Here is a 20,138-nt window from a genome sequence, read left to right on the forward strand (position 1 = left end):
AAAGTATAGAAGACGATGGACTACAAAATAGTTAATCATAGTTGGTTAGCTCATTGTACTATCTAACTACATGGGCTAGCACTACGCTCTGCTTCGATTCCATCAATTCCTAAGAAGGATTGAAGGTCTTCGGAAACAAGACAAAAATAGATAGAGTGAGACAAAAAGCATCTCAATCAATTTTTCCTATTTTTCGGTCAGAGCTAGATAAGCCCGCTACGCTTTTAATTTAAGGAGGCAGTATTCTTGATTTTTGATTCTCATACTCATTTAAACGCAGAACAATTTAATGAAGATATTCCAGAAACAATCGAACGTGCAAAAGAATTAGGTGTAACAGAAATGGCAGTGGTGGGATTTGATACACCAACGATCGAAAAATCTCTAGCGCTTAGCCAACAATATAAAGAAATCCAAAGTATTATTGGATGGCATCCAACAGAGGCAGGGAGCTACACGCCTGAGATCGAAAAGAAATTGCAACAATTATTAACAACACCTAAAGTGGTTGCTCTAGGTGAGATCGGCTTAGATTATTATTGGATGGAAGATCCTAAAGAGGTTCAAGATCGTGTCTTCAGACGGCAAATTGCCATTGCTAAAGAGATGAATCTGCCTATCAGCATTCATACACGAGATGCGATGGAAGATACGTATAAGATTTTAAAAGAAGAAGATATCCGTGATATTGGTGGAATTATGCATAGTTTTAGTGGCGATCCTGAGTGGATGAAGAAATTTTTAGATATGGGAATGCATATTTCATTAAGCGGAGTAGTTACGTTTAAAAAAGCCCTGGAAGTTCAAGAAGTTGCTAAAGCTGTTCCGTTAGATCATTTATTAGTGGAAACAGATGCGCCATATTTAGCACCTGTTCCTTATCGAGGGAAACGTAATGAGCCTGGTTATACTCGCTATGTGGTTGAAAAAATCGCTGAATTACGTGAACTGCCATTTGAAGAAATAGCGAAACAAACAACAGCCAATGCCCATCGCTTATTTAGGTTAGTTTAATGACTGATAAGTTGAGAATTGAAGAAATTATAGTCGTTGAAGGAAAAGACGATACCAGGCGTATTCAAGAAGTCGTAGATGCAGATACCATTGAAACAATTGGTTCAGCTATCAACGAAGACATATTAGAACAAATTGAACACGCACAAGAAACCCGTGGTGTAATTATTTTTACAGATCCAGATTATTCAGGTGAAAAAATCCGAAAAACAATCATGGATGTGGTTCCAGATGCTAAACATGCTTTTCTTTCACGCCGTTTGGCAACGCCTAAAAAACGTGGCAGCAGTTTAGGGGTTGAACATGCTAGTGATGAGGCGATTTTAGAAGCGTTGGAAAAAATTGTGACACCAGTTAATAATGAAGATAATTATCAAGAAATCCCTAGACAAACCTTAATAGAATATGGTTTAATAGCGGGAGCTCATGCAAAGGAACGTCGTGAAAAATTAGGTGATGAACTGCGCATTGGTTATACGAACAGTAAACAATTAACGAAACGATTGAAAATGTTCCGTATCACTGAAAAGGAACTGACAGAAACAATGAAGCAAATAAATGTGTTACCTAGTGAAAAATCGGAGGAATCAATTTGACAGAATATAAAGAAATAGCCACCCCTTCAAGAACCAAAGAAATTTTGAAGAAACATGGCTTTTCATTTAAAAAGAGCTTAGGACAAAACTTTTTAACAGAACCCAATATCTTACGGAAAATCGTTGAAACAGCAGGGATCGACACCAAAACAAATGTAGTTGAAGTCGGTCCAGGTATTGGTGCATTAACTGAACAGTTAGCAAAAAATGCGGCGCAGGTTTTAGCATTTGAAATCGATGATCGTTTGATTCCTGTTTTAGAAGACACGATGAGCCCATATAAAAATGTAACGGTTGTTCACAACGACGTGTTAAAAGCGGATTTAGTTGGAACCACAAAGGAAGTTTTTGAAGAAGATCTTCCAATTAAAGTGGTAGCTAATTTACCATATTACATCACAACGCCAATCATGATGCATTTTCTAGAATCTGATTTAGAGGTAGAAGAAATGATCGTTATGATGCAAAAAGAAGTAGCTGATCGAATTTCTGCAAAACCAGGCACAAAAGCATACGGATCACTGTCAATTGCTGTTCAGTATTTTATGGAAGCTAGCATTGCATTTATCGTACCAAAAACAGTCTTTATCCCGCAGCCAAACGTTGATTCAGCAATCATCAAACTAACGAAACGAGATAAGCCAGCAGTTGAAGTGACAAACGAAAAAGAATTTTTCAAATTAACAAAAGCTTCGTTTCAGTTACGCCGTAAAACATTGTGGAACAACTTGACTCATTTTTATGGAAAAGATGATCAAACAAAAGCTTGGTTAACAGAAAGTTTAACTGAGTCTGAAATTGATCCTTCACGTCGTGGAGAAACGTTATCACTTGAAGAGTTTGGACGCTTAAGTAATGTACTAGAAAAAAATCGTTAAAGCTCTGAGAGAGCAGCGCAAAAAATTAAACTAAAAAGCAGATGAGAGAAATCCTTTCGTCTGCTTTATTTTTTGTGAAATAATTGAATTGTGTTATTGACTTTTATGAAATATAAAGGATAATTATAGTTAGAAAACGCTTTCTTATATATTTCATTATTGTATTTGATTTTCACAAATCCAAGTTTTGAAAAAAATATAAGAATATGAGAAGATGGTTATAGATAATATGTTTGAGGAAACTATTCTAAGCAATAATGTGTTGTTTTTTATGAAAAGGATTTCTTTTTTCAGATACCAGAAGTATCGATTGTAAGCACAAGTTTATTTTGATAGCTCATTAAATAAAGTAGATGGAAGAGAATTGCGGGAGAGACTAGCTCATAGCACCGAAGGAATAAATAATAAATGATGCAATTCATTTATTGTGAAGATCTCAGGTAAAAGGACCGTAATTGGACATCACTCTGGAAAGCGAAAGCACCGACGGAGCAACTCTTTAAGAAGACGAATCTCTCAGGTTTTGTACAGAGGAACAGGCACTTTTTTTCAGGTGCCCGTTCCTCTGTTTTTATATAGTTTTACAGCTTGGAGGTGTCATTTAGTTAACAACGAAACAGTTGATTCAAAAATACGAAAAAGCAAAGGAGTAGAAAAAATGGATTTAAAGACCCCCTTATATGATGCACATCTTACAGCAGGTGGAAAAATGGTTTCTTTTGCCGGATATACGCTGCCTGTTCAATATAAAGATAGTGGCGTGATCAAAGAACATTTAGCTGTTCGAAATCAAGTAGGATTATTCGATGTTTCCCATATGGGTGAAGTCGTTTATGAAGGGAAAGATGCCTTAGCCAATTTGCAGTATTTGTTAACAAATGATTTTAGCAATTTAGAAATAGGACGTGTTAGATACACCTTGATGTGTAATGAAAATGGCGGTGTGATAGATGATTTATTAGTATATAAATGTGCTGAGGAAAAGTATTTATTGGTCATCAACGCAGCAAACAGAGCTAAAGACGTCGCTTGGATGAAACGGTATCTATTCGGCGAAGTTGAATTTTCAGATCAGTCAGACCAGTTTGTTCAACTAACATTACAAGGTCCAAAAGCTAAAGAAATAATTGAAAAATTAACACCTGAACAAGACATTCCTAAAAAATATTATAGTTTCACTGAAAATGCTGATGTTGGTGGTGTAAGCTGTATTATATCTCGAACAGGTTATACAGGAGAATTTGGCTACGAGTTGTACTGTTCTGCTGAAGATGGCGTCAAATTATGGAACATATTACTGGATACTGGTAAAGACTATGGACTTATTCCTTGCGGTTTAGGGGCTCGTGACACCTTACGTTTAGAAGCTGGAATGCCGTTATACGGTCATGAAATGAATGAAGAAATCACACCTCTTGAAACAGATTTAGCTTTTGCAGTCAAAATGAAAAAAGAAGATTTTATCGGGAAAAAAGCATTGATTGATAAAGGGGAACCAACAATCACTCGAATTGGCCTTGAACTAACCGAAAGAGGCATCGTTCGTGAAGGTGCAGATGTGTATTTTAACGAAAAGAAAATTGGTCAAACAACATCTGGCACGATGTGTCCATATATCAATAAAGCTTGTGCCATGGCCATTGTAGAAAAAGGATTTGTGGAAATCGGTTCACCTATTGAAGTGGAAGTCAGAGGTAAAAAAATTAAAGCTGAAGTTGTAGAATTACCATTTATAAAAAAATAACTTAAAAAAAGGAGACGTTTATTATGACAAAAGCAGGAGAAATGAAGTTTTCAAAATCTCATGAGTGGGTACTTTTTGATGGGGAGAAAGTAAAGATTGGTCTTTCTGATTACGCGCAAGATCAGTTAGGAGATATCGTTTTTATTGACCTTCCAGATGAAGGGAGCGAGGTAATAAAAGGAGAATCCTTTGCTGATATTGAATCTGTTAAAGCCGTTTCAGAAGCCTACTCGCCAATTACTGGGACAGTCACAGCAATCAATGAAGAGTTGATTGATAGTCCAGAATTGATCAATTCAGCGCCGTTAGACTCATGGTTGATTGAAGTGGAAAAAGTCGAAGATATTGAGGAGTTATTAACTGCTGAGGAATATAAGAAATTCTGCGAAGAATCTGAGGAGGCGTAATGAATGGGTAATTATCTTGGGTCTACAGAACAACAACAACAAGACATGCTGAACACGATAGGCTTAAAAAATATGAGTGATCTCTACCAAGATATTCCCAAAGAAATGTTGGTGGAAAAACTAGATATCCCAGCTGGAAAGTCTGAGTTTGAGGTTCGACGTATTTTAGAAAATATGGGAAAGAAAAACAAAGTTTTCTCAACTATTTTTCGTGGTGCAGGTGCATACAATCATTACATTCCCGCCATTGTTAAACAAATTGCAGCTAAAGAAGAGTTTATGACCTCCTACACACCTTACCAACCTGAAATAAGCCAAGGTTTGTTACAGTCTATTTTTGAATATCAAACCATGATTTGTGAAATCACTGGGATGGATGCGACCAATGCGTCTGTTTATGATGGGGCGACTGCGGCAGCGGAGGCAATCAATATGTGTTTGGAGAAAAAACGTTTAAAAGTGTTGATTTCAAAGACAACGAATCCAATGACCATTCAGACAGCAGTAACTTATTTTAGCTCTAGAGATATTGAATTTGTGATGATTCCAGAAAAAAATGGCTTAACAGACTTAACTATTTTACAAGAAGAACTAGATGAGACAACCGCTTGTTTTATTGTTCAACAACCTAATTATTATGGGGGCATCGAAAACGTAGAAGCGATTGAAGGAATGGTTCATGAGGCAAAAGCTAAATTTATTATGAGTGTGAATCCTGTGGCTAGTACTGTCCTTAAAACAGCAGGGGAAGTAAATGCTGATATTGCTGTTGGCGACTCTCAACCCTTTGGCATACCGCTAGCTTTTGGTGGGCCATATATTGGTTTTATTGCAACGAAAGAAAAAATGATTCGTAAATTGCCTGGTCGTATCGCTGGAGAAACAGTAGATGAGGCCGACGATCGAGCGTTCGTATTAACTTTACAAGCTAGGGAACAGCATATTCGTCGAGAAAAAGCCGCATCTAATATTTGTTCTAACCAAGCGCTATGTGCGCTAACAAATGCAGTGTATATGAGTACAATGGGCGCCAGAGGAATTCAAGAAGTAGCGGAGCAATGTTATAGTAAAGCCCATTATTTAGCGGATCAGTTGACTCAAATTGAAGGAGTTCAGCGAAATTCAGACAGTCCGTTTTTCCATGAGTTCTTGCTGACATTTCCTGTAACAAATGAAGTTATATTAACAAAACTTGAAGAACATGATATTCTTGGCGGTTATCCTACAGACAAAGGAATACTGTGGTGTGTAACTGAAATGAATACGAAGGAACAAATGGATGAAGTCGTGTTATTGGTAAAGGAGGCGTGTAATCAATGAAATTGATTTTTGAACGAAGTGTAGAAGGCTATTATAATGAAATGATTTCCCCTTGTGATGTACCGAATGTGGCACTTCCAGAAGAAATAAAACGTAAAAAAGAACTGCACTTACCATCATTACCTCAACCAGAGATTAGTCGTCACTATACCGAATTAGCAAATGCAACCTTTGGAATCAATGACGGTTTTTATCCATTAGGTTCTTGCACTATGAAATACAATCCCAAGATCAATGACGAAATGGCTGCTTATCCAGCTTTTGCTGCGATTCATCCATTACAGCCGGAACATACCGTACAAGGTTCATTGGAAGTATTTACTACGACAGAAATGCTGTTAAAAGAAATTACTGGAATGAATGCTATTACTTTCCAACCCGCAGCTGGAGCTCACGGCGAGTTTACTAGTTTGTTAATGATTAAAGCCTATCATGAAAGAAATGGTCAACCGCAGAGAAATAAAATAATTGTTCCAGATTCAGCTCATGGCACAAATCCAGCCAGTGTTGCAATGACAGGAATGATTACGGTGAATATTCCTTCTGATAAATATGGTTGTGTTGATATTGAGGCACTAAAAGAAGCCGTTGGTGAAGATACGGCAGGCTTAATGCTGACTAATCCTAATACAGCAGGTATTTTTGATAAAAACATTTTAGAAATTACGAAGATTGTTCATGATGCTGGCGGTTTGAATTATTATGACGGAGCCAATTTAAATGCCATTATGGGCGTTGCTCGACCAGGAGATATGGGCTTTGATATTATTCATCTAAATTTACACAAAACTTTTTCAACTCCTCATGGTGGCGGCGGACCAGGTTCAGGAGCTGTCGGCTGTAAAACCATATTAAAACCATTTTTACCTAATTATTATCCAGTCAAAGATGGTGAGAACATTACGTTTACTACACCAGAGCATTCGATTGGCATGGTGAAGGGATTCTACGGACAATTTTCAGTCTTTTTAAGAGCACTGACCTATATTTTATTTTTAGGATCAGAAGGTATTTCTTCGTCCTCTAAAGGTGCCGTGTTAAATGCCAATTACATGTTGCATGAATTAAAAGATATCTTTGAAGTACCATATGGCGATACATGTATGCATGAGTTTGTCATGAGTTTAGACAAATTAAAAAAAGAAACAGGCGTTACAGCGTTGGACATTGCCAAAGGGATTTTAGATCATAAAATGTATCCGCCAACGATGTATTTTCCATTGACTGTACCAGAAGCATTAATGGTAGAACCGCCTGAGACAGAATCAAAAGAACGAATGGATGATGCGATTGCAGTTTATCGTAAGCTTTATGAGGATGCACATAAAAATCCAGAAGCTTTCCATGAGTATCCCTTACATGCTCAAATTCATCGAGTGGATGAAGTCAGAGCTGCGCGGCATCCAATTGTTCGCTACGAGTTTAAAGAGGAGATCATCTAACTTGATGATCCAGTCTCTCTGAAAAAAAGTGACATATGACTGAGGCAAAGAACACCTCAGTCATGTTCTTTTATTTTTAGTGAGGTCATTTGACTTTATATAAAGGAGATGAAAATGTGAGCTATGATTTAATCGTAATCGGTGCGGGTCCCGGTGGATATGTGGCAGCAATCAAAGCTGCTCAATTAGGGATGAAAGTAGCGCTAGTTGAAAGTGACCGTGTTGGTGGAACGTGTTTAAATCGAGGGTGTATCCCAACGAAGACTTTATTGCACTCAGCTGAAAGTATCCGTAACATAAAGGATGCTGGAGAACACGGTATCCATATCAGTAATCTTCAAATAAATATAGAAGAAACATATGCAAAGAAAAACGAAGTAGTTGATAAACTAGTTCAAGGAATCGAAAACTTAGTTAAGGCAAACAACATTCAGCTGATTTTTGGTGAAGCTAAAATTATCAACGCTGGTTTAGTCAAAATAGCTGATACAACGTATGAAACAGAAAAAATATTAATTGCGACAGGTTCAAAGCCGATGATTCCACCAATTCCTGGTAGTGAATTATCAGGTGTGGTGACAAGCAACGAATTATTGGCGCATCCCAATAACTATAAAAAACTGACGATTATCGGTGGTGGTGTAATCGGTGTAGAGTTTGCGACGATTTTTAATGATTTTGGTTGTGAGGTTACGATTATTGAAACAGCAGATAACTTGTTGCCAAATTTTGATAGTGAGATTTCAAAAAAGATAGCGATGGTCTTAAAAAAACAAGGAATTAAGGTGTTTACAAAGGCAGTTGTTACCAGTATCTCCAATGATCAGCAGTTGACATGTAGTTTTACGGCTAAAGGAAAAGAAGATACTGTGACAAGTGAAGCAGTTTTGATTGCAACCGGACGAAAACCAAGTATTGAAGGATTGTTTGCTGCAGATCTAGAGATAAAAATGGAGAAACAAAGCATCTGGGTGAATGAAACCTTCGAAACATCAATTAAAGGCATTTATGCTATAGGGGATGTAGCTAGTCTGGGTGTTCAATTAGCTCATTTAGCTTCGGCTCAAGGAGTAAATGCTGTTTTGGCAATGAACCAACAACCACCAGAATATAATTTAGCTATAATTCCATCGTGTGTTTATACGACACCAGAAATTGCTTCTGTTGGTTTGACGGAAGTAGAAGCAAAAGAAAAAGGTATTCAAACAAAAGTCGGTAAATATATGATGTCTGGTAATGGAAAAACAATGATTTCTGGTAATTCGTTAGGATTCATTAAAGTAGTTGCGGACGCTGAAAGCGAAAAAATCATCGGTGCCCAATTAATGTGTGAGCGAGCAACAGATATGATCAGTGAATTTACAACGGCAATCGTTAACGGTTTATCCATAAGTGAAGTAGCAGCAATTGTTCATCCTCACCCAACGTACAATGAAGGTGTGGGGGAAGCCTATGAAAATCTTTTAGGTCATGGCATCCATACAATGCCTAAAAAACGATAGAAAGATGGAAAGTAGTGTGAGATGTTTGGTACTATAATAGTGAAACTTCTGATTCGTTAGCTTTCGTTGTGTTGTTGGTTTGTGGGGAGAACAGCTCACAATTGATTGAGACAAATGAGTCAAAGATAAAAGAGAAGGAGAAAAAATAAATGCTAACAGAAAAACAAAAAATATTTGCTGAACGTTTGGAAGAAGAACTGATTCAAATTAGAAGACACCTACATCAAAATCCAGAAATTGGGATGAACTTACCAAATACTGTTTCTTTTGTAAAAGAGAAATTAACAGAATACGGCTATGAGCCTCAGTCATGCGGTGAATCAGGAATCACCGTACTTGCTGGAAAGAAAAGCGGAAAAACCTTTTTATTAAGAGGAGATATGGATGCTTTGCCGATTCAAGAATTAACCGACTTATCATTTAAATCTGAAAATGGTTATATGCATGCATGCGGTCATGATATGCATACAACCATGTTATTAGGTGCTGCTAAAATTCTAAAAGAATATGAAGATGAGTTAGAAGGACAAGTAAAATTACTCTTTCAACCAGGTGAAGAAATTCTTTCGGGATCAAAAGACTGCATCAACGATCATGTATTGGAAAATCCCAAAGTAGATGCAGGAATGATGATCCATGTTTTCCCATTCAAAGGTTTCAAGTCAGGACAAATTATGCCGACACCAGAAGGCACTTTTATGGCTAGCGCCGATTGGTTTGAAATCAACATTAAAGGTCGAGGCGGACATGGTTCTCAACCAGAAACAGCGATTGATCCAATAAATGTTGCTGTTCATATCTATACCGCTTTACAAGAGCTTTCCGCAAGAGAAATTGGTTCAGAAGAACGTTTTGTACTAACGATTGGAGAATTTACAGGAGGGACACCTGGTGCCTCAAATATTATTCCTGAAACGACCGTGATGAAGGGTACCTTGCGTACTTTGAAAGAAGAAGTGCGTGTGCAAGTGAAAAAACGGATGATAGAAATGGCTGAAAACATCGCAAAAGCTTTCAGAGCAGAAGCTCAAGTCGTCTTTACAAATGGCTGTACCACTAACTTAAATGATCCTGAGCTAACGACATTTGCCAAAGAGTCGTTGACAGAAACATTTGGAGCTGATCGTATTGTGAGTATCCCTACCTCAACACCATTGATGGGCAGTGAAGATTTTGGAGAAATCAGTCAGCTGATTCCAACAACAACTGTTCTTTTAGTTGCTTCCGAAGAAAATATCAATCTTCATAATCCAGCAATTGTTTTCGATGAGTCAGTCTTAGTTGAAGGAGCAAAAGTTTACGCAGATACAGCAATGTCGTGGTTGAAAAAGGACTAAAATCCATGTTTAAATAAAATTTTACACGAAATGGAGGGGAAAAAATGGTTAAAACAGATATTGAAATCGCCCAAGAAGCAACGATGTTGCCCATCATAAAAATAGCAGAAAAACTTGGTTTGACTGAGGAGCAATTTGAATTATATGGAAAATATAAAGGGAAAATCGAAGTCGACAAAATCAAAGACAATAAAGAAGGCAAAGTTATTCTAGTTACTGCAATTACACCAACACCTGCTGGAGAAGGAAAAACAACAACAGTCGTTGGTTTAGGGGATGCACTAAATCGAATGGGTAAAGATGCCATTATTGCTTTAAGAGAACCTTCTTTAGGGCCAGTTTTTGGTATAAAAGGCGGCGCCGCTGGTGGTGGATATGCGCAAGTAGTTCCTATGGAAGATATTAATCTACATTTTACAGGTGATTTCCATGCAATTGGTGCAGCGAATAACTTGTTGGCTGCGATTATTGACAATCATATTTTCCAAGGAAATGAATTAGGTATTGATAATCGTCGGATTACTTGGAAGCGAGCAGTGGATATGAATGATCGTCAGTTAAGACATATTGTTGATGGCTTAGGTGCGCGTGTCAACGGTGTGCCTAGAGAAGATGGATTTGAAATTACTGTTGCATCAGAAATCATGGCGGTTTTATGTTTATCTAATAATATTGAGGACTTAAAAAAGAATTTAGGAAATATCATTATTGGCTATACCTATGAAAACGAGCCTGTAACAGCGAGAGAATTGAATGCGCAAGGTGCGATGACGGCTTTATTAAAAGAAGCAATCAAACCTAATTTAGTTCAAACCTTAGAAAATAATCCAGCGCTGATTCATGGGGGACCATTCGCAAATATTGCTCATGGGTGTAACAGCGTTATCGCAACAAATACAGCTAGAAAATTAGCAGACTATGTAGTGACGGAAGGCGGTTTTGGTGCGGATCTAGGTGCGGAGAAATTCATCGATATTAAGTGTCGGAAATCAGGTATTCGTCCTTCTGCTGTGGTGGTTGTGGCAACTGTCCGAGCATTGAAGATGCATGGCGGTGTGGCGAAAGATCAACTTGGTATTGAAAATATATCAGCGTTAACCAAAGGCTTGCCTAACTTATTAAAACATATTGAAAATACAACGACTGTTTTTGGGTTGCCCACAGTTGTTGCCATTAATAAATTCCCAACGGATACAGATGCTGAACTTGAACTAGTGAAAGCCGAATGCCAAAAACGTAATGTTAATGTCGTTCTTTCTGATGTTTGGGAACATGGTGGTGCTGGTGGTGAAGAATTAGCAAAAGAAGTTGTTCGTTTAGCAGAAGAGGAAAACCATTTCTCATTTGCTTATCCAGACGAATACTCCATTAAAGAAAAAATCAGCGCGGTTGTAGAGAAAGTCTACGGAGGAAATGACGTTCGTTATGAGCCGATTGCAGATAGAGAAATCGCTAAGTTGGAAAAACTAGGCTTTGGCAAATTACCTATATGTGTGGCGAAAACACAATATTCATTTTCAGATGACCAGACAAAATTAGGTAGACCAACAGACTTTACGATAGCTATTAGTAATGTCAAAATATCGGCTGGGGCAGGATTTATTGTTGTGTACACAGGGACAGTAATGACAATGCCAGGTTTACCGAAAAAAGCAGCATATGAAAAAATTGATGTAGATTCTGATGGGAAAATTGTCGGGCTATTCTAAATCAAAATAACTAAACCTTTCAAACGATTGCATGAAGCAAATCATTTGAAGGGTTTTACTATGGAAAAACTTAAATAAAGAATAACTTCTATGTGTCTTGACACATTGGTTCTTTTCTCGTAAAATAAACAACGTCAGATATGTCAAGACACATCGGAGGAGAATATGAAAAAGAATTCAGTTAGACATTTAACAATTGCGGCCTTATTGGTAGCAATGGGTATCATTATTCCTATGGTTATGCCGAGAGTTACGATAGGACCAGCTTCGTTTACTCTAGCCAGTCACGTACCACTTTTTCTAGCAATGTTTTTTTCACCAGGAGTAGCTGTGGCCGTTAGTTTAGGTACAGGGTTTGGTTTTTTTCTTTCAGCAACACCGATCATTGCCTTAAGAGCACTTTCTCATTTATTGTTTGCAGTAATAGGTGCCTTTTATTTACAGAAACATCCGACGATTGTTTTATCTAAAAATAAGTTTATTTTGTTTAATGGTCGTTTTCAATTATTTAATTTAGTGATTGGTCTTATACATTCTGTAGCAGAATTAGCTGTGGTAAGTGTTTTTTATACGATGGGAAATATGCCGGAAACCTATTATTCACAGGGATATATGTACTCGATCTTTTTGTTGATGGGAATTGGAGGACTCATTCATAGTTTAGTTGATTATAATATTGCTTATTTTGTTGCTCATGCATTAAGTAAACAGTTCGATATTCCAGTATTTAGTCAGGCTAAGAAAATGGAGAAAGTAAAAGTAGACATTCTTCCAAAAGAAAGCGAACCGATTATTTAAAAAGCTGAGCAGCGTGTAAATCGCGCTGCTCAGCTTTTTACTGATCAAGGTAATTTAATAACTTGTTCTGTTTCAGGATCAAAGAAATGAGCTTTACTGATATTAAAAGCTAAATCAACCATTTCTTCGGGCTTATGGAAATCACGGGCATCCACTTTTGAAATGAATTCAGTGTCGCCTAATTTTGTATAAAGCATTGTTTCAGCACCTAAAAGTTCAGAAACAACAACTTCAGAACGAACAACAGCATCATTCATGGTATCTAGAGCAACTTGTTCACTGTGAATGTCCTCAGGTCTAATCCCAAAAATAACTGACTTTCCTTCATAACCTTTTTCAACCAATAACTTGTTTTTTCCTTCTGGAATCATTAATTCTAAGCCGTGACCGTCACGGATCATACCGTTGTTTAATGTTACATTGAAGAAGTTCATAGCAGGTGAGCCGATAAATCCTGCAACAAAGACATTATTCGGCGTATTGTAGACTTCTTTTGGAGAACCAATCTGTTGAATAAAACCGTCTTTCATGATGACGATTCGATCCGCCATCGTCATTGCTTCTGTTTGATCATGAGTGACATAAATAGTAGTAGTTTCTAAACGACGATGTAACTTAGCAATTTCAGCACGCATGGCTACCCGTAATTTTGCATCTAAATTGGATAGAGGTTCATCCATCAAGAATACTTTTGCATCACGAACAATCGCTCGTCCCAAGGCAACACGCTGGCGTTGACCACCAGACAAAGCAGCAGGTTTGCGTTTTAAGTATTCAGTTAGGCCTAAAATTTCAGCAGCATTCTCTACTCGTTGTTTGATTTCCGCTTTGTCATATTTACGAAGCTTTAAGCCAAAAGCCATATTATCAAAAACAGTCATGTGAGGATAAAGAGCATAGTTTTGGAAAACCATTGCGATGTCACGATCTTTTGGCGCAACGTCATTCATTATTTTATCACCAATAGATAATTCTCCATCTGTGATATCTTCTAAACCTGCGATCATCCGCAATGTTGTTGACTTACCACAGCCAGATGGTCCTACAAAGACAATAAACTCGCGATCTGCAATTTCTAAGTTGAAATCTGTCACAGAATAGTTTTCTGCATTATCATATTTTTTATAGATATTTTTTAACGCCATTTCTACCATCGTCGTCACTCTTTTCTTTTTTATTGTATCCTAAGTATAAATGAAAGCGCTCTACAACTTCAACGGAAGGTTGCACAAGAAAGAAATCATTTTTTCGTCAAAGTGACAAACATTGAATCTTGCATGTTACTTTTTAGTGAAGGACTTTGTTATAATGAGAAAAAGAATGGAATTGAGGGATAGATGATGAAAATTGCAATGATTGCCCATGACCGAAAAAAAGAATTGATGGTCAAACTAGCTTCAGCGTATCAACCTATTTTAAAGGAACATGAACTATTTGCTACAGGAACAACTGGTTTAAAAATTTCAGAAGCCACAGGACTATCAGTTCATCGATTTAAATCTGGACCTCTAGGCGGTGATCAGCAAATAGGCGCAATGATCTCTGAAGATAAACTTGATATGGTGATTTTTTTACGAGATCCATTAGCTGCACAACCTCATGAACCTGATGTTACAGCGCTGATTCGTTTGAGTGATGTTTATGAAATTCCTTTAGCAACTAATATTGGTACAGCCGAAATTTTATTAAGAGGTTTGCAAGCAGGGTTTGCTGATTTTAGAAATGTAGTTCATGAATTAGATAATAAACCCTTGTCTTTCTAAACATTTTTCGACAAACTTTGTTGCAGCAATGAAGGGAATATGCTATATTGCACATAGGCTTAGGCCTAAATAAAACAGAGTAGGAAATAAAGCGTTAAGTGCCGAAGGGATGGGATGTTGCCTTTCGGACGAAGGATATATAAGAACATTGATTCAGCTGCATGAAGCAGCCTTTGAGGAAAATAGATAATCTTCACATGGAACGAAAAACGTTCCACATTCAGATTCCTAATTTTCTAAAAGGCTAATCACTTCATTCCGCTTTTCTGTGATCTAGCTGCATGAAGCAGTCTTTGAGGAAAATAGACAATCTTCACATGGAACAAAAAACGTTCCACATTCAGATTCCTAATTTTCTAAAAGGCTAATCGCTTCATTCCGCTTTTCTTGTATCCGCGGTTTTGTTTTCGCATTCGCTGCATATTTTGTGTAGCAACTCTTAGAGGAGATGCTAGAAATGAAGAAAAAGAGACTTGATACACGAACCATTACGCTGATGAGTTTATTGATTGCGTTGATGGTGGTTTTTACGCGATTTATTTCGTTTGAAACCCAATTTTTACGAATTAGTTTTACCTTTATTCCAGAATCATTAATGGCGATTCTTTTTGGCCCATTCTGGACGGGGATTGGCAGTGCGGTAGCTGATACAGTCGGCATGTTGCTATTTCCTAAGGGACCATATTTTCCTGGTTTTACCTTAAATGCTTTTATTTCAGGAGCAATATATGGATTTTTCTATTATAAAAAGGACTTAACTTGGAAGCGAGTAATTTTGGCTACTTTATCGGTCACTTTAATTATTCATATGTTCTTAACGCCATTATGGCTTGGATTGATGTATGGAGTAAATATATCAAATCTTGCCTGGTGGGCACCTAGAATCATCAAGAACATTATCTTTTTCCCAATCCAAGTAATAGCAACTTATTACTTAGGAAATAAAGTTCCTTATAAGCAATTTTTAAATAAATCACTAGAAAATTTTAAATAAAAAAGAACCTCAAACTATCCTACATCCCAAGGAAGTTTGAGGTTTTTTATTCAGATCACAATTGATTTTTAAATTGTGCTTCATACAATGCGTGATAGTAACCATCTTTTTTATCGATTAACTCATCATGACTACCGATTTCTACAATAGCCCCTTGTTCCATCACTAAAATTTTATCTGCATTTTTAATTGTGGAAAGGCGATGAGCAATCACAAAACTTGTCCGCCCATTCATCATTTGCAAGAAGGCATCCTGAATGTTTTTTTCAGTCAACGTATCAACTGAACTAGTGGCTTCATCTAGGATTAGCATAGGCGGATCACTAATCATTGTTCTAGCAATGGTCATTAGTTGTCTTTGCCCTTCAGAAATCTTGATTCCACTGGCACCAATCAAAGTATCTAAGCCTTTAGGTAAACGTGTGACAAAATCAAAAATATACGCTTTTTTCATTGCTTTTTCGATTTCTTCTTCTGTCGCTTCTGAATTTCCATAAGTCAAATTATCACGAATCGTGCTATCAAACAACCAAGTATCTTGTAAAACCATCCCAAAACTTTTTCGTAAGCTGTCTCTTGTAACTTGAGTGATTTTATGACCATCAATTGAGATTTGTCCACTATCCACTTCATAAAAACGCATTAACAAATTAACTAAAGTTGACTTACCAGCGCCTGTTTTTCCAACAATTGCGATGGTTTCGCCAGGTGATGCCGTCAAATTAAAATCTTGGATCAATGGTTTTGAAGGTGTATACGAAAAATCAACATGATCGAAAATAACTTCCCCAGTTACATCACCTAAAACAAACGCATGCTTACCGTCTGGTTTTTCTTCGGGCTGATTGATGATTTCAAAAGTACGATCCAACCCTGCTAAAGCTGTTTGAATTTGGGTTGTGATTCCAGATAATTCAATAAATGGTTTAGAAAACTGGCTGGAGTATATGGTGAAACTTGAAATTACACCAATCGTGATTGCTTGATTCCCATTTAACAATAACAATCCACCAGCAAGACCAATAGATAAATAGCTCAAATGATCAATAAAACGAGAAAGAGGATTGGTTAAAGAAGATGAAAACTGAGCTTTTTGTCCTTTAACATACAAGTGTTGATTCAATGTTTCAAAACGTTGTTGAGAAACATGTTCTTGTTGGAATGCTTTGACGATTTTTTGATTTCCTACCATTTCAGAAACAAAGCCGGAAATTTCTCCTACAATTTTTTGTTGTGCGGCAAAATTTTTCTGGGAGGATTTTGCCACTAACCAATTGACCAGAAAAATGATTGGTGTAGCAATCAAAACAACGGCTGTTAGTAAAGGACTCAGTTTTAACATAAAGAAGAAAGCAATAATCACAACTGATAGTCCTGAAAATAACTGATTAAAAACGGCCGAACACGCAACTGAAATATTGTCCATATCGTTTGTGAAGCGGCTGACGATATTGCCATGAGAGTTTTGGTCGTAATAATTTAATGGCAACTGATTTAAATGAGCAAAAGCATCTTTTCGCAATTGGGCAACAGAAAGGTAAGAAACACGATTTCCTAAACGCTGAATGAGCCATTGACTCATAACGGTGATGACTAAAATACTAGCTAAGGTGCTAAGTAATTGTAAAAGAATCGTAAAATCAACATTGCCTTTAGCGATCATTGTGTCCACCGATTTACCCATATAGTAAGTCATCAAAACCGTTGTTAGACCACTAACAATACCAAGAATAATTGCTGCAATCATTTCTTTTGGATAGCGGAGTAGATAAGGCATGAAGCGATTAAGTGAGTTACTTACTGTTTTTTTCGTCTCCATAATCAATTTTCCTCCTCTTGTGAAGCAACGATTTCTTGATAAGCAATTGAGTGTCGTAATAATTCTTCGTGAGTGCCTAAACCAACTTGTTTTCCGCTAGACAAAACTAAAATTTGGTCCGCTTGTTGAATCGAGCTGATTCGTTGAGAAATCAAAATTAATGTAGTTTCTTTTAAGTCACGGTGTAACGCTGTTCGTAAGTTTAAATCTGTTTGATAATCTAGTGCACTTAATGAGTCGTCTAAAATCAACACATCTGGTCTATGAATTAAAGCACGAGCAATAGTTAATCGTTGTTTTTGACCGCCGGAAAAATTTTTTCCACCTTCGTAAACTTGTGTATCTAGACCATCGCTTAGATTTTCAACGAACTCTTTACATTGAGCAGTTTCCAGTGCTTTCCAACATTCTTCATCCGTTGCGTTTTCTTTTCCCCATTGGAGGTTTTCTCGAATCGTTCCGGTAAATAAAACAGCCGTTTGAGGTGCTATTGCAATTTTTTTGCGTAGCTTATCTATAGACCAGTCTCGAACGTTGATCCCATCAACGAAGACATTCCCTTCGCTTGTATCATAGAATCGAGGAATCAATTGAGTTAGCGTGCTTTTTCCACCGCCAGTGGGACCAGTAATACCAAGTACAGAGTTTTTCGGTATCTTTAAAGAAATATCAGTTAACGCTAGTCCAGCTGTTGGCTGATAACGAAATGAGACATGGTCGAACACGATTTCTTTTGTGTGACCATCATAAGACGTTTCTATCCCATCTGATTGAATATTAGGAACAACCGATAATACTTCACTGACTCTAGAAGCTGAGGCAGAAGCGCGAGTAAAAATAATCACTAAATTTGAAACAACAATCAGAGCTAGCAGCATTTGATTCATATAATTGATTAAAGCTAAAACTTCACCTTGCTGTAATCCACCAATTTCTACTTTAATTCCACCAAGATAAAGGAGTGCTAAAATCCCAAGATTCATTACTAATGTTGTGGCGGGAGTCAATAAAGCTGAAATATTTGAGACTCTGATATAGATGGTAGAAAGATCGTCTGTCACTTCATTGACATGTTTTTCTTCTGTTTGTTTTCTAGCAAACGCTCGAATAACTCGAACACCGCTTAGATTTTGAGCGATTTGCCGGTTTAATAAATCTAATTTTTCTTGAACTTTTTTATACAATGGTACGGTAGTTTTTATAATGAAGTAAAGAATAAGACAAAAAATTGGCAGCATAAGCAGAAAAATTAGTCCCATTTGTACATTGATATAGAAAGCCATAATAACTGAACCAATACTTAAAAATGGCGCACGAATTACAAGACGGATCAACATTGCCAAAGCTAGCTGTAATTGATTGATATCATTAGTCATACGTGTAATCAATGTATCCGTTCCAAAACTGTTTAATTCGGCGTGAGACAGTTGATTAATTTTTTTCATCAATTGATTTCTTAACTCTGTTCCAAAGCCTTGCGACGCAATTGATGAATAGTACTGACAAATCAAGACGCATATCAATCCGATGACAGACATCAAGAACATCCAACCAGCCATCTGTAAAACATAAGCGGGATCATTATTTCGAATTCCCTGATCGACTAATCGAGCCATAAACAATGGCAAAACCAATTCAAAACAAGCTTCCAAAAATTTAAAAAAAGGTCCCAGAATAATTTGTTTGCGATAATTTTTCGCATATTTAAGTAAATCGATCATAGTGTCCTCCTTGGATTATAAAAACTGAACGAGATTGTTCAGCTATGACTAGCGGGTGGAGATAAATAGTATATTGTACTGGCTAAGTTTTCTCTTCTATTGTATATCAATCTATCTTGAGAATAAAGTTGCTCGCACAAAAGCATGGTTATTGCTACAATACTTAGTAAATGCAATTTTAAAGGAGAAAAAAAGATGGATGAATTCATCAAAGTTGTTTTATTATTTTTCATGTACTCATTTATCGGTTGGCTTTGGGAGACTGTTTATTGTTCAGTGAAAGCTAGTAAATTTGTATACAGAGGTTTCTTGATTGGACCGTATTGTCCGATTTATGGATTTGGGATTCTAGGTGTTTTATATTTTTTAGAACCACTTAGACAAAATATTATTGTCTTATATCTGTTAGCTACAATTCTGGTCACTATTTTGGAGTACATTACTAGCTATGGGTTGGAAAAATTCTTTCATGCTTCTTGGTGGGATTACAAGGATGTTCCCTGGAATATTAATGGTCGTGTCGCTTTACCAGTGTCTTTATTTTGGGGGATCGGCTGTGTATTGATTGTACGTGTGATTCATCCCAAAATGCTGCTCTTTGAAAATTTTTTATCAGAGAAGTTTGGAATGGTGCTACCAATCATTTTATTAGTGATCATTGTTAGTGATTTAATCTATACGTTAGTCAACATGCAGTCATTCAATAAAGTAACAGCACAAATTGGCGTAGCAGTGGAAGAACGTAAACAAAAGGTATCTACTTTATTAAATGAAAAACGTGATGAACTATCAGCAAATCTTTCGGAGTTAAAAGAGTCTGTGTCTGAAGGAATCAATGAACGAAAACAAGTAGGAATAGCTGAAGAACTTTCTTGGTTAGAAGAACTTAAAGACACCCCAACGATCAAAAAATTATTAACTCATATGAGCTTCAATCAAAAGCGTTGGGTACGAAATTATCCTAATTTGAAGCTGAAAAATGTGAAAAATTCTTCGGAAGTACAAGAAATCATCAATAAAAATCAAAAAAATGTTAAATAATGTTTAAGAATTATAGTCGCCTATTTTTGTATCCTAGAATGTAGATAAATACT

17 protein-coding genes and 2 riboswitches are annotated in these 20,138 nt (G+C 36.8%); of the genes, 14 read left to right on the forward strand and 3 right to left on the reverse strand.

The window, feature by feature from the left end:
- The first annotated feature begins 246 nt into the window (after window positions 1-246).
- From BCR23_RS04955 to BCR23_RS05005, 11 genes are all read left to right on the forward strand, one after another.
- A complete protein-coding gene (locus BCR23_RS04955) occupies window positions 247-1,014 on the forward strand; it encodes a TatD family hydrolase (RefSeq protein WP_069634375.1) in 768 nt (255 codons plus the stop codon).
- The gene (gene rnmV / locus BCR23_RS04960) at window positions 1,014-1,610 is read left to right on the forward strand and encodes a ribonuclease M5 (RefSeq protein ID WP_069634376.1); all 597 of its coding nucleotides are present in this window, start codon (window positions 1,014-1,016) and stop codon (window positions 1,608-1,610) included. Before BCR23_RS04955 ends, rnmV begins: the two co-directional genes overlap by 1 nt.
- Window positions 1,607-2,488 (forward strand): 16S rRNA (adenine(1518)-N(6)/adenine(1519)-N(6))-dimethyltransferase RsmA, encoded by an 882-nt coding sequence (gene rsmA / locus BCR23_RS04965; protein WP_069634377.1) that lies wholly within the window; start codon window positions 1,607-1,609, stop codon window positions 2,486-2,488. Before rnmV ends, rsmA begins: the two co-directional genes overlap by 4 nt.
- A 357-nt stretch (window positions 2,489-2,845) precedes the next feature.
- A riboswitch (glycine riboswitch) is annotated at window positions 2,846-2,950 on the forward strand.
- A 196-nt stretch (window positions 2,951-3,146) separates the two neighbouring features.
- Window positions 3,147-4,232, forward strand: a complete 1,086-nt coding sequence (gene gcvT, locus BCR23_RS04970) for a glycine cleavage system aminomethyltransferase GcvT (protein WP_069634378.1) — start codon at window positions 3,147-3,149, stop codon at window positions 4,230-4,232.
- Between the two features lie 23 nt (window positions 4,233-4,255).
- Window positions 4,256-4,639 carry a glycine cleavage system protein GcvH gene (gcvH, locus tag BCR23_RS04975; protein WP_069634379.1) on the forward strand — a complete coding sequence of 128 codons (384 nt, stop codon included), beginning with the start codon at window positions 4,256-4,258 and terminating at the stop codon, window positions 4,637-4,639.
- Between the two features lie 3 nt (window positions 4,640-4,642).
- Window positions 4,643-5,959, forward strand: coding sequence for an aminomethyl-transferring glycine dehydrogenase subunit GcvPA (gene gcvPA / locus BCR23_RS04980; protein WP_069634380.1), 1,317 nt, complete (start codon window positions 4,643-4,645; stop codon window positions 5,957-5,959).
- On the forward strand, window positions 5,956-7,401 hold the full coding sequence (gcvPB, locus tag BCR23_RS04985) for an aminomethyl-transferring glycine dehydrogenase subunit GcvPB (protein WP_069634381.1): 1,446 nt from the start codon (window positions 5,956-5,958) through the stop codon (window positions 7,399-7,401). The genes gcvPA and gcvPB overlap by 4 nt, the downstream gene beginning before the upstream one ends.
- Window positions 7,402-7,517: 116 nt before the next feature.
- Window positions 7,518-8,903 carry a dihydrolipoyl dehydrogenase gene (gene lpdA, locus BCR23_RS04990; RefSeq protein ID WP_069634382.1) on the forward strand — a complete coding sequence of 462 codons (1,386 nt, stop codon included), beginning with the start codon at window positions 7,518-7,520 and terminating at the stop codon, window positions 8,901-8,903.
- A 149-nt stretch (window positions 8,904-9,052) separates the two neighbouring features.
- A complete protein-coding gene (locus BCR23_RS04995) occupies window positions 9,053-10,240 on the forward strand; it encodes a M20 metallopeptidase family protein (protein ID WP_069634383.1) in 1,188 nt (395 codons plus the stop codon).
- Between the two features lie 44 nt (window positions 10,241-10,284).
- Complete coding sequence (locus tag BCR23_RS05000) at window positions 10,285-11,949, forward strand: formate--tetrahydrofolate ligase (RefSeq protein ID WP_069634384.1); 1,665 nt, start codon at window positions 10,285-10,287, stop codon at window positions 11,947-11,949.
- Between the two features lie 165 nt (window positions 11,950-12,114).
- Entirely contained in the window at window positions 12,115-12,747 is a 633-nt protein-coding gene (locus BCR23_RS05005) for a hypothetical protein (RefSeq protein ID WP_069634385.1), read from the forward strand.
- A gap of 44 nt (window positions 12,748-12,791) precedes the next feature.
- Here the strand turns inward: BCR23_RS05005 and BCR23_RS05010 are convergent, their stop codons facing one another.
- Window positions 12,792-13,901, reverse strand: a complete 1,110-nt coding sequence (locus tag BCR23_RS05010) for an ABC transporter ATP-binding protein (RefSeq protein ID WP_069634386.1) — start codon at window positions 13,899-13,901, stop codon at window positions 12,792-12,794.
- Window positions 13,902-14,087: 186 nt separating this feature from the next.
- Here BCR23_RS05010 and mgsA point away from each other — a divergent pair, with 186 nt between their 5' ends.
- Both mgsA and BCR23_RS05020 read left to right on the forward strand, forming a co-directional pair.
- Entirely contained in the window at window positions 14,088-14,510 is a 423-nt protein-coding gene (gene mgsA, locus BCR23_RS05015; protein WP_069634387.1) for a methylglyoxal synthase, read from the forward strand.
- Between the two features lie 73 nt (window positions 14,511-14,583).
- Window positions 14,584-14,672: riboswitch (THF riboswitch) on the forward strand.
- A 295-nt stretch (window positions 14,673-14,967) separates the two neighbouring features.
- A complete protein-coding gene (locus tag BCR23_RS05020) occupies window positions 14,968-15,504 on the forward strand; it encodes a folate family ECF transporter S component (RefSeq protein WP_083241888.1) in 537 nt (178 codons plus the stop codon).
- A 55-nt stretch (window positions 15,505-15,559) separates the two neighbouring features.
- Here the strand turns inward: BCR23_RS05020 and BCR23_RS05025 are convergent, their stop codons facing one another.
- Together BCR23_RS05025 and BCR23_RS05030 are read right to left on the reverse strand one after the other, a co-directional pair.
- A complete protein-coding gene (locus BCR23_RS05025) occupies window positions 15,560-17,323 on the reverse strand; it encodes an ABC transporter ATP-binding protein (protein ID WP_069634389.1) in 1,764 nt (587 codons plus the stop codon).
- A 2-nt stretch (window positions 17,324-17,325) separates the two neighbouring features.
- Window positions 17,326-19,044: an ABC transporter ATP-binding protein gene (locus BCR23_RS05030; protein ID WP_069634390.1), complete on the reverse strand. Its 1,719-nt coding sequence runs from the start codon at window positions 19,042-19,044 to the stop codon at window positions 17,326-17,328.
- Between the two features lie 195 nt (window positions 19,045-19,239).
- Here BCR23_RS05030 and BCR23_RS05035 point away from each other — a divergent pair, with 195 nt between their 5' ends.
- Window positions 19,240-20,085, forward strand: a complete 846-nt coding sequence (locus BCR23_RS05035) for a putative ABC transporter permease (protein ID WP_069634391.1) — start codon at window positions 19,240-19,242, stop codon at window positions 20,083-20,085.
- Window positions 20,086-20,138 lie beyond the last annotated feature (53 nt).

The sequence above is a fragment of the Enterococcus quebecensis genome, assembly GCF_001730365.1.
Classification (GTDB): domain Bacteria; phylum Bacillota; class Bacilli; order Lactobacillales; family Enterococcaceae; genus Enterococcus_L; species Enterococcus_L quebecensis.